At 37.6% G+C, this 11459-nt stretch carries 10 protein-coding genes; 2 read left to right on the top strand and 8 right to left on the bottom strand.

Annotated features, from left to right (window positions below; translation table 11 throughout):
• Nucleotides 1-247 precede the first annotated feature (247 nt).
• The 8 genes from QFZ78_RS00410 to QFZ78_RS00375 form a co-directional block, all read right to left on the bottom strand.
• Nucleotides 248-1816 (bottom strand): hypothetical protein, encoded by a 1569-nt coding sequence (locus QFZ78_RS00410; RefSeq protein ID WP_307544392.1) that lies wholly within the window; start codon nt 1814-1816, stop codon nt 248-250.
• Between the two features lie 765 nt (nt 1817-2581).
• Nucleotides 2582-3736 (bottom strand): hypothetical protein, encoded by a 1155-nt coding sequence (locus QFZ78_RS00405; protein ID WP_307544391.1) that lies wholly within the window; start codon nt 3734-3736, stop codon nt 2582-2584.
• Between the two features lie 525 nt (nt 3737-4261).
• Nucleotides 4262-5131: a hypothetical protein gene (locus tag QFZ78_RS00400; protein WP_307544388.1), complete on the bottom strand. Its 870-nt coding sequence runs from the start codon at nt 5129-5131 to the stop codon at nt 4262-4264.
• Between the two features lie 547 nt (nt 5132-5678).
• Nucleotides 5679-6536, bottom strand: coding sequence for a hypothetical protein (locus QFZ78_RS00395; protein WP_307544386.1), 858 nt, complete (start codon nt 6534-6536; stop codon nt 5679-5681).
• 321 nt (nt 6537-6857) lie between these two features.
• Complete coding sequence (locus tag QFZ78_RS00390) at nt 6858-7991, bottom strand: PDZ domain-containing protein (RefSeq protein WP_307544385.1); 1134 nt, start codon at nt 7989-7991, stop codon at nt 6858-6860.
• A gap of 86 nt (nt 7992-8077) precedes the next feature.
• Nucleotides 8078-8614, bottom strand: a complete 537-nt coding sequence (locus tag QFZ78_RS00385) for a hypothetical protein (protein ID WP_307544382.1) — start codon at nt 8612-8614, stop codon at nt 8078-8080.
• 44 nt (nt 8615-8658) lie between these two features.
• Nucleotides 8659-9162, bottom strand: a complete 504-nt coding sequence (locus tag QFZ78_RS00380; RefSeq protein WP_307544380.1) for a hypothetical protein — start codon at nt 9160-9162, stop codon at nt 8659-8661.
• A gap of 143 nt (nt 9163-9305) precedes the next feature.
• Complete coding sequence (locus QFZ78_RS00375; protein ID WP_307544378.1) at nt 9306-9671, bottom strand: hypothetical protein; 366 nt, start codon at nt 9669-9671, stop codon at nt 9306-9308.
• 715 nt (nt 9672-10386) lie between these two features.
• Between QFZ78_RS00375 and QFZ78_RS00370 the strand changes: the two genes are divergently transcribed.
• Together QFZ78_RS00370 and QFZ78_RS00365 are read left to right on the top strand one after the other, a co-directional pair.
• Nucleotides 10387-11115, top strand: a complete 729-nt coding sequence (locus tag QFZ78_RS00370) for a hypothetical protein (protein ID WP_307544376.1) — start codon at nt 10387-10389, stop codon at nt 11113-11115.
• 176 nt (nt 11116-11291) lie between these two features.
• Complete coding sequence (locus tag QFZ78_RS00365) at nt 11292-11438, top strand: hypothetical protein (protein WP_307544374.1); 147 nt, start codon at nt 11292-11294, stop codon at nt 11436-11438.
• Nucleotides 11439-11459 lie beyond the last annotated feature (21 nt).

Raw genomic sequence — 11459 nt, 5'->3', positions numbered from 1 at the left:
CATTGATGGAATGTAGATTTTCCACAAGATCCCCATACTTCAGACAATCCACAATAAAAAATATGAAAAAAACAATTTTTTCAGATGAAAAGAGCGAGATTGTAATGTTAAACAATGTCTAAATTTCAGTCCTCCTGAACCTAGAATGGCTTACAGATGGCATGATCGTGAGGATCACCAGGATATGAATGATACGAAAACCTTATGTGGGCAGCACAAATACCCCAATCCTTTTACAGGTCAGGGGTTAGGCCGATTGAGCAGCCAACGCAAACAATTCGTTTTCAAGGCGGAAGTTCTCATCAACAGCTGGTACGAGAATTAGAGTAGGCAACTTATCTATATCTTCGAGGAAATCATCGACTAGACTCCGTACTTCTCTTTGATAAGAGAGAGATTCCAAACGATGATTTCCCCGTAATGATGTGTAACGGTGGCCGTATTCCTGCTCCAGTTTGAAGTAATCTTCCGGATCCTTGTACGATCGTTTAGCTTGTTTGCGAATTGCTTCAATTCCATTTAGCCATGTCAACCGTTCATCATACTGGTACCGGTGTGGCTTTGATGACGGTGGGACCATGAATCGCTCCCTTATCTTTGGAGCAAGTCGTTCGAATAAAAACTTTGCTTTCTCCTCAGATAGATGGCTAAGGGCATTTGCAAATTCGTTATGCCGTTTCTCTTTCTCGCTCTCATCCCACCCTGGCGAGATGAGTCTATACAGGCCGTGCTGGTCTGCAAGTGCCAAGAGGCGAGCTTTAGTCCGATCACGAACAGCATCATAAACAAGCGGAACTACCTGGTGTGGGTATGCTTCCTTCAGGACAAAGCGCTCGTAAATTGATTTCACCACATATTTTACAACGCCTACGCCCGCGTTACGTAGAACCCGAACCATCTTATTGAATTCAGCCCCCTGTTTGTAGGCAACTAGATCGCCGAGTCCAACACTCTCGAGTTCTCTTTGCAGCAGATTTGCTTTTCGTTTGTATGCGGTCTGTGGTTGGATCGGATCATGGCAGTCTTCATCAAGGGGATGTTCATGAAGTGCTGGATTCACCAAAATGAATACCTTACTGAACGTTTTCCCCTCTTTGCGATAAAAAGCTTTACTGAACAAAGGAGCCTTATCAAATAACTTCTCCTCCGCAAGCCGGCTAATTGCGCTTCGGACATATGAAGTATTTGTGTGTAGGAACCGCTGCAAGTCTTGGTATTGTACGTGCTCACTCTTTGTTGGTACGAAGCAACGGAATGTTGCTTCTACCTTATCTGGATTTACACCTTGTTGAATGTATAGGGACAAGAATAGTTTTTGCTCTCTCAGTGAAAGGCTTGTAAATGCTTTTGAGAAAATAAACGGGTGTGCCTTCATGTGGTTACCGATCCGATCCGTTTCTTCGTTCCGGTAATGATTTAATTCCATGCTATATGTATTAATGCCTTCATCATGTTCAACACGAAGAAGTCCTAGTGTTCTAAACTTTGCAAAAGATGCATAGAATTGTGACAAGCATACCGGTTCTTCAAAATACTCGGTAATCTTATCGTAAACATTGGAGAGTGCAGTGAGATCATGAAAGCGTCCCGCTGTGTTGCAGCACTTCTGCAGGATAATACCTAGTTGTAGATCGGATTGAGTTAGGTGATGAAGGTGATATTCACGAGTTTTTTCCCCACCAACGCGATAAGTGAGACCAGAATCATACTGGAGTTCAATATCAAATAGAGCCTGCATAAAGGTTACAGATAGTCTTATTGGAGTAGTTTGAAGCCCTTGTTCAAGACTGCGTTTATTGGCAAGAAAAAACCTCATGAAATTACACCTCCTTCCCCTTAAATCTATTGAATAGTAAGATCATTTATTGGTATAATAGGTATAGGCAATAAGAAAGCAGGCCCTCAACAATCGATTTTTTTCGAAAGTCGGAGCTTCTGTATAACTTATTCTCTTATTGAGATACCTGGTCCGCTAAACCGATCTCTAACACTCTAAGATCATTCGAGAGTTCGCCAAAACTTCTCGAAATCACCCGAAGCTTCCAATTCGCCAAATTGGAGGCTTTTTGCTTTCTATTTCCTTGAAATGGAAGAAGAAATCTCTTCCATATTTCTGCCTTCTTCGACAATAACAATAGTTTCTATGTGTGTCAAAATGGATGCGTTGTATGTATTTTCGTCCTATGTTGTATATTTCGTCGTATGTTGCATGAAAATTCGTCGTACGTTGTATTTTTCGTCCTATGTTGTATTTTTTTTCGTCCTACGTTGTATATATTCTCGTCTTATGTTGCATATAAATTCGGCATACGTTGTATTTTTTTTCGGCATACGTTGTATTTTTCGGCATACGTTGTATTTTTCGTCTTATGTTGTATGTATTTTCGGCATACGTTGTATATTTTCTCGGTATACGTTGTATTTTTCGTCTTATGTTTTATATTTTCGGTGTTACCATTTTTTTCAAAGTTTCTAACCATCCATAACAGTAGATTTAAGCAAAAATTTATTTTTAAAAAAATAAAAACATCGCTACCGTTGACCTTCTCGCAACATTGTAACGATGTTTGAATTCGTTGTTTCAGACAAGAGCAAGCTGATTGGGATGCGGCGTCACATAAAACATCCAATTTCCTACTTCAAGTTTAACATCGGTTACATTCGTAATGACATCAAGCTCTACTAATTGCTGCAGACCCTTCTTGATGACCTGATAGGCTCTTGATTGGTTATCTCGGCTTACATCAACATAACCTCGAAGAGTTGTAAATTCAAACGTGTAGACATCCTTACGTTCTTTCTTCATTTCATTTAAAACAAAACGATAAAGGCTTTTCGAAACACTTAAAGATAAATCGTTCAACAAATACATATTAATCATGGTGTATTCGCCATTGAGCAAAGATTCCTGAATGTAGTCGTGAAATCGAATTCGTGCGCTAGTGAATTTCTTACCTCTCACAGTTAATGATTGCAGCATTCGATGATAAGAGATCGTTGTCGGATCCTCAAAGCTCTCATCCTTAGCGTCCTCAAAAACTAGGGAAGTGCTATATATATCCATTAAACTTTCTCTGATGGACTCATAATCACCACCGCCTGGCATCGGGGTTTTCATGGCTTCCGCGATTTCACGAATCTCAATATCGAATTCAATTTGTCGTCCTTTCTCCTCCCACAACTTACATAGGCATGAGAATATTTTGGAATCCTGTTCCGTTAAATATGTGCCGCGCTCATTTTTAAAATAGATGGCTCTAAATCCATTGCCCCGCTTCTCGATGAGTACATTCCCAGATGAAATCAATTTATCGAGTGTTTTTTGTTTGGGTTTGTCTACGCTAAAGATTGGATAATCGATATGCTTAGTCAGTAAGGGATGTTCGCCTTTTTTCTGACGCGCTAATTTTTTCTGTACGATGGTGTGTTCAAGCAGCTTCATTTGATACTCAAGAAGCTGGAGATCGTGCAGGTGAATTGCGTCCGGATCTTCCTCAGCCCTTTTGGCGTCTAAAAGCTTATCGTTGAGTTTATTAATTTCTCGACCGATTTGAATATAGGCTTTATCTAGATCAGTAGATATGAAATTTAGAATTTTAGACGACTTCTCATCAATAACTCGTGTAACGAAATCATCAATAATATCTTGAGAACAGCCTTCATCCATTAAGGATTTTTGCTTATCAAAGATTTCAAGACTAAAATTTTCGATTGCATTTAGTAGTCTTTTACTCATTCGAACACGCTCCATACGAATTTTTGTTCCTCTCTCTATTTTATGTCTTGGACACAGATATAACAATGGCAAATGCATCGTTGAGAAAACGAAAAGGATCCAAAAAAAAAAAAATGACAAAATAACCTTTGAAACCAAACGTTTATGGAACTAAGTGGAAACCAAAAAAGGCCCACGAACTCTTTCTCCTAAACGTGGACATAGAAATCCCGTTTGAGATAAAGAGCCCATAGGGCCTTTGACTTGAACAATTAAATGCTAATCTGCTGGTAGTTTAGCATAAATTAGCTAATCTAGCAACCCGGCCCCACGTGGATACAAGTAAGGAGCTTTTATTATCGACATTATTACGAGGTTCTAAGTCGTGTACAAGCTAAAACTATTAGGAAGATTTCATTGATGGTATGCCTTCAGTGTTCAGTAACTTCTTGTAACAAAAATTGATTTCCGCATAAAAGGGGGAGTCATAAGAAATAGTAGCTGCCGCGAGAGAGCTACTACGCTACTTTCATATTCTTTTTCAGTTTAGACTTCAGCAATCTTTCCGTCAGGACTGTTGAAAAAGCGTTGTAAAATTGCTGAGATCACTGGTAATAGGAAATCATCGAACAGATCAATTCTTATGTTGTTGAAGAAGTTTTTATCATCGTCAAGATTGATTTGGCAAAACCCTTTCATATTACCTTTCATTGTAGCAGTGAGCAGCCGGAACAATTCTTCTACCTGCCTATTTTTATCACTAAATGATATTTTAACGATGGAGTCGTCATCTATTTCCCCACCTAACGCACGGATTTCTTCTTTGCATTTTTCCAGTTGAGTATCATCAAGATCTTCTTTAATGTGAGCTGCTATTAGTCCGTCAACGTTTTGTTGAACAGTAGCAGACACACGGTATTCTGCATTCTGAAAAATGCTATCATCTATAAATTGTTTAATGTCGGGCATGTCTTCGCTAAATTTCTGAATGAAATGAATGACTTGCGAAAACGTTTCTCTTTCATAGATATCAACGCGAAGAAAAGTTCTGAAAACTGGAACCTCTACATTTGGGTGATCGTCATCTACTGAATAACTTACAGTTGAAAAATTAAGCGAGCAATCGACTGCTTCTCCTAATGTAGATTTAATTTGATGGGCGAATTTTTCAAGCCAACTAATTTGGTTGTATAATACACCAATGCCAACATAGGCATATTTAAAATGCTTAGAGTAAGGGTTTCCATTCTGTCCTTCACAAGAGCTGTCGGTCAAAAAAATGCTTGTCTTATTGATCGCTTCAACAACAGGGAGAATGGCAGGGTCAATTGGAAAATCGATTCCCTGTAGAAACTCAAGCTTGTCCTGATTAGTCACTACAATAGATTTTAGCGGGAAGTAGTTATTGTTTTTCATTTTCTTGCCCTCCTATTATTGTTTTAGCCTCTAAATCTTTCCTAAGAGCCATGACTTTGACCTTCTTTGACCTTTTAATCAAGTTTAACTCATGGCTTAGAATAATTCAAGGAGCGGGGAATATGATAAAAGTGGAGCTGACTTAGCCTTTTTCATTCCTGGTTTCAATTGAAGCTCTTTCCTATTCTGATCCAACCAGTTTCGAGGATCAACTTGCGGTACCACTCATAGCGCATCAACATATATTCACGCACCCTCCATTTTCATAATACGCTCATTCACGCAATATTAACTTCAGATATAAACGAACATACTTGTTCTTCCTCTACTTCTCTTTCCCTTGCCTTTATTCGTTCGATCGCTTTTACATCCTCTTCAGAAAAGACATCAACGCCATGTCCTATTGGATACCACAATGGCGAAAACGATGTTTCGCAGTATCCAGGATGAACAGGTAGGAAAGAGAACTACTCATCCCTAAAGCGATTCGTCAAAGAAATGCCGAGATAGGTAGACCAACTAGTCTACTAATTTCCGTTAGTAGTTTTTATTCCCCCGATGTTCGAAAGTGATTACTCATATTAAAAAGTGCGATAGCATCTTGTACATTGTCTAAAGTTATAAGATCTATAGATAAATTAGCCTGTGACGGTTCATCAAAATATGTGCCTATGTAATTAATACCAAAATAATTCTTGATGCGTCTTTCCATGTCTTCTTTGTATTTTGGTTTCCCAAATTTATAGATGATTCTGTTATGTTTAAGATCAATTGCAACATGACTTGTGCTTTTTCTCTTTTTGCGATATTCCATAGTACGTGGATCCGCTGTATTGTAAAATTCAGGATTGAATCCCTGTGAGATAAAATGATTATGCAAGCATCTAACGATCTCTTCTTTCATACCAAATCGTGCAAAAAATGATTCATGATCAGCTATTATACCGAGGGATTCTAACCTAGCGAATTCCAGGAAATTTTTTAGGAGATAATGATTCTTGCTCCCTTCAAACGCCATACTCATTTGATCCTGGAAGAAAGTTAAAACTTCATCCCAAGTTAGGGTTGCGTGGCTTTCTAGCTTTGATGCATTACATATCCCATAGTGACCAGTAAGTTGGTCCTCATCTAGAGTATTTGCAGCTATTTTCACTTCCAGAAGTATAACTTTTTTGATTTCTTTGAAGCAGAAATATGCATCAGGTCTTCCACCCGCTTTCTTCGAAGTGGAAGGATCAATCTTTCCGTCTCTACTTAATCCAATAACGATCGCTTGATCCACATCAAAAGGTAGCTTTTCACACTCCAGGCCCATTGTAACCGATTCATGAGAAAGTGATTGACTTTTCCAAATAAAATTAGCAAATTGTGAAGCGAGTGCGGTTTCTTCAAGGATATGAACCATTAGCTCAGTTATCCGATTTTCGCGTGCTCGAGCTTGCAACATGAATGGATTCGTACGTGATATATGAATACCCCCTTAAAAGGAAGATGGATTAATAACTCAGGCCGATTATTTGTCACCCGATAGTATTTGTTCTTAAAACATAAGGCATCATGTACACCGCCTATTCATTTTGATACATAATTGATAAACCATCTGCAAAAGGGAACACCAAAAAAAAGCAAAATCGATACGCCTATAATCATGTAAAGGATGAAATTTCCTATTTGTTCCCAATATACCGGAGTCATTTATGTACACCTCTTTCAAATTATACTAACGTCATCGTTCAGGTAGATTACTTAAAAAGTCAATTGCTCCCTGTAGCGTCTCCACTGGTACAATTATCATTTTCGAATGGATCCTTGCAGCTGTATCTATTGCTTCTTTCTCATTTGAGTTTTCATAGGTGATATCTTTCCAACGCGCAATCGGGTAATATTTCGGAACAAAAAAGATATCGACCTTTTCACGATCAGCGGTCTTAATTTTCAGATCTATTGAACCAATTGGACCGACCTTTCCATCAAGTTCCATCGTCCCTGTACCGGCAATTTTATATCCCTTTGTCAGACTTCTATCGCTGATCCTTTGAACTAGATTAAGAGCGTGCATGAGTCCCGCTGAATTACCGGCAGTATGATAATCATATTTAAACAACTCATTAATTAAATATGCATGATTTGTATCTGTAATAGAATCTCTAACGGAAATTCCAGTTATAAACTGGTCCCCGGTCTTTTCCGTATAAGTAAAGGGAATCTCTTGTTTATTCCCCTCTCTTAGAACAGTAAATACATGTCTATCCCCATACTGGAGATTCCATGTTTTTTTTAACGAAACATATTCGTGTAAACTGTTCACCTCAACACCGTCAATAGATAATATAATATCGTTAATATCAAATGAATTTTTGTTTTCGTGAAGCTTCGGATCATAAGATTGAATCGTAGGTTTGACTTCAATATCGAAAGAATACAACTCCCGTTTCGCAGAAACCAGGCTATGTAGCACCATTTCGGCATAAGTGTCATATTGATCCAATATATCCTCTTGCAGCCCCGGAGCGGTTAATGTGCTTGTTTTGAGTGATGGGGATCTGCCTTGAAGTTGAAACAACAATACTTCGCACAGTAAGCTCAGCACGTTTTTAGGATTAGTTGTGTAAACGCTCGTCGCATAAATGGGAGGAAGATTATTGTCAAATGGTTTGCCACTATATTTTTCCCAGCCCTGTCTGTCAAGATAACTATCCGTCTCAGATAGTTCACCTACTGCGTAAATGGTTTTATCGTTCGCAGGTACAAAGTACAATATAGTCATCGTTATTAGAATAAGAAAGACTGTGACTGCAACTCTAGTCATTACTTGAAACGCTGTTATTCTTATTAATTTATTAACTATCGCAACAAACACCCCCAAACACCTAATATTGCAAAAAAAGATAGTGATCGTAGAATTAGCGAAAAAAAGAACTCCCTGACCTCTCTCCCTAGTTGTTACTAAACAGGCATGATCCAAACAACTTGTTTATCCGGATACTCTGTATTAATAGCCTTTTTGGCGTCTTTAAGATCCCCACGTACACGAAAATCTATGATTACTATAGGAACATTCTCTGAATCTCTTAACCCTGCTTTATAATCTATAAAATCCGAAAACGTGTCTACTGAATTTTTTTTAATTGGTGTACGGTTCAGATATTGGTTAAGAGAAGGACGAGCAGCTGCTAACGGCTCCCTATAATCAAGATGTTCTTTGGCTGGCCACAGTTTATTCTGGACTGTAAGATAACCTGTCCCATTTTCAATGTTAACTATTCTGATTCTATCTGAAGGCTCGAGCGACATTCTGCTTCTGAACTTAGTTGGTATATATAGATTGCCGGCAGCTGTGATTTTGTATGAATCATTTATTTCATCTGTAAGTGCTTTACGTATACATGTATCGCCTTCTTCTGAATAAAAGAAAACAACACTGTCTAATCCTTTGATAAGACCTAACTGATGCAGAATTGCTTTAGTAAATGAAACCATCATGACGAAAATCTCCTTCTATCATATCGATATAGCAGTTGCTAATTTCAAGGATTTTGTTTTGATCTTTTTCTTCGCTTATAGGTATCACTGCCGTAATACATTCCGTAGACTCTTTCATGCACAATGTTATGAATGCCTGATTTTATGATCAGACCACAATCGATAAAAGACTGCAATTTGGCTGGCTGCCCTTCTTTAGAAAGACAATCTCGTTTAACAGTACCCCGAGACAACTTAAATTTGTTTTCAAAATCACTTGCGACAAGAAAACTGGTACTAAGGGATCTGCAGTTCGGACATACCTTCAACTCTCCCACTATCCGAACATCCTTTTCTGCATACTGCCGTTCACATAGACCACATCTATGCGGAAATTGAGTTTCTCCACCACGCAGGCTAAGAATTCTTTCTTCCAGGCCGGCTAGCTTTTTATCAAGTACGAAAACAAAGCCTTTAACTTCGTGATCCACTTGATCAAGCGTTAAAATAAATTCTTTTAACTCTTTCGTCTGTTGATAGCTAGTTACAAAATGGTCCAATACATTCATACTTTTAACACCACTCAATTCGATTTAAGGTAAAGTAGGATGGTATTTTCTCAATCAAGATGGAAATGTCGATACTAAGAAGCTCTCTACGCTCACAAACAACGCCAGGAATTGGGTGTAACTTCCCAACTGATGTCCCATGCTTATTCTATAATTAGGTTTGTTATCAACCATTCTGTTCTATTAACATTATTCCGACAATCACTTTCAAAAACATCGTCGTATTTTTCGAAAGATACATCCTTCCAACCTGCATACTTTCCACTATATTCCTGTAAGCCTTCATTCTTAATCCGCAAGAAAAAGTAGCCCCCCATCACACTTGACTGAGCAATGATTTTTCCATTCAGCAACTCTTTTTTAGCGTCTGGCCATTCCACAGTTATTTCATTTCCCTCATTATCATGAAGTGTTTCAAATGGATGTAAATCAAAAATCAATCCCTTTTTGGATCTTTTAAAGGTTTTCTCCATAGCATCTTCGCCTTTGTTAATTAATCTTTCCTTCATCGTTAATCCCCCCTGAGAAACACAATAGCGTATTCAACCATATTTTTCGAAGAGCCTTAATAGTCCAGCTCAATTATGCCTATTTCCCCATCCAGCGAACTCGAAGTAAGAACGACAATATTAATATGCTAACCCACCACACCACACCACACATATTTCCATTATACATTAATTAAATCGGGATTAAAAGATAAAAAACGGGATTAAACACCCCCGTGGAACATTGCTTATAACCCCCTAAATAAAAAGAGGGAGGTCGTGAAATACGCAAAGTGTTGATCTGACAAGGCTTATTTAGGGTTATCAGTACCTAAATTCTGAATTCTCGTGAAAATGTTCCACAGAATCACAAAATGACCAGATTTGAGATAGTTATCTGGCCCAAGAAAGTAATAAGACTGCCATCGTCAGTCTTTTCTAAATCAGCCAAGTTTTTATTTTTGGACTTACAAATATGCCTAATAATGATGATATCTTTGATAAATTGCTGTTGCTGCCTCGTTTCCTGACTGAACGAACCGGGGGATCCGAACAAGTTGTTTTGTTTTAAAATTTTATTGCAATAGACCAAGTTTTCTGATCATGCTATGCTTTTATTAGAGAATAATGGTATTGATGATTCCTGCTCGGCATTGGTTGGAGTTTGTAGAAACTGAAAGACAAATAAAAGTACAATAAAGCAATCAATAAAAATACTATGTTATGAGGATGCAATATGAAATTAATTGATTTAGAAAAGTTAGAGGTAGCTTTAGCAGAGGATAGAATCGGATTTCAAGAAGTTGCTGATCAATTATTTAATAAGAGTACAAAACCTTGGCAAACCGCAGAATGGAAGAAAAGAAGAGAAGAATTATTGAAGGATCATTGCGAACAATGCAACAAAAAAGAAGGAACAAAGGTTATTCAACACTTTTGGCATCCACAAGATTATTCAAGTATTCAATATCCGATTGTAGGTAGATATATAGATGAATATTTCGATAGATTTCTAATTGAAAATAATTTACTTATAAGTGAGTTGACTGAAAAACGTTGGGTTGAGGAAGCAGAAGAGAAACAACTGTGTCCTAATTGTTCTTCGATTAATTTTACCGAAAGAAAAACAAAGACACCGAGATACAGATGCAATAAATGTAAAGATGAATTTGATGAACCAGTTATCGGTAAACTTATAGGCTTATCAACCAAAGACGATTTTCAAAGTGGCTTTGCCAGGAAATTTATTAATGAGAAGATATGGCAGACATTCGAAGAAAAAATTAGAAAAGAAGCTATATTAGAAAGTATTAGCCAGCATAAGAAATATATTTCCTTTGAAGGGACTAAAACATATTGTAGTAAATGCGCTTTCTTATGGGATAAAAAAGGGATGAAACTTTGTGATAAGTGTAAAACCAAATACCACAACAAAGGTAGAACCGAGTGTTCAGAATGCAGATGAAAAGATTCTCTATAATGGGGAAAGCATGATTGTTAAATGCTTACTAGGACTAAAAGACTCATCCATTATGAGATTGGAGGAAACTAAAAATGTCGCATGAGGACGAAATTAATGAAGAACAAAAACTATTTTAAAACGGATTTTAAAATCAATTGCTTGACAAAGAGATTGCCCTATTGGAAAAATTTCTCGGTGAAACACAAGAGTTATTAGAATCACAAGGAAAACTATCTGAAACTAAATTAGCTAAGGCATTGGAATTTATGGAGTATACGTTTCTTCATGATCTACTGGACGAAATGGGTGAACGTAAGTTGAATTAAAGCTCTTTAGCCAATATGGTT

Source organism: Paenibacillus sp. V4I5 (genome assembly GCF_030817255.1).
Taxonomy (GTDB): domain Bacteria; phylum Bacillota; class Bacilli; order Paenibacillales; family NBRC-103111; genus Paenibacillus_E.
The sequence above is the reverse complement of the archived record's forward strand: the minus strand, read 5'-3'. Positions and strand labels throughout refer to the sequence as shown.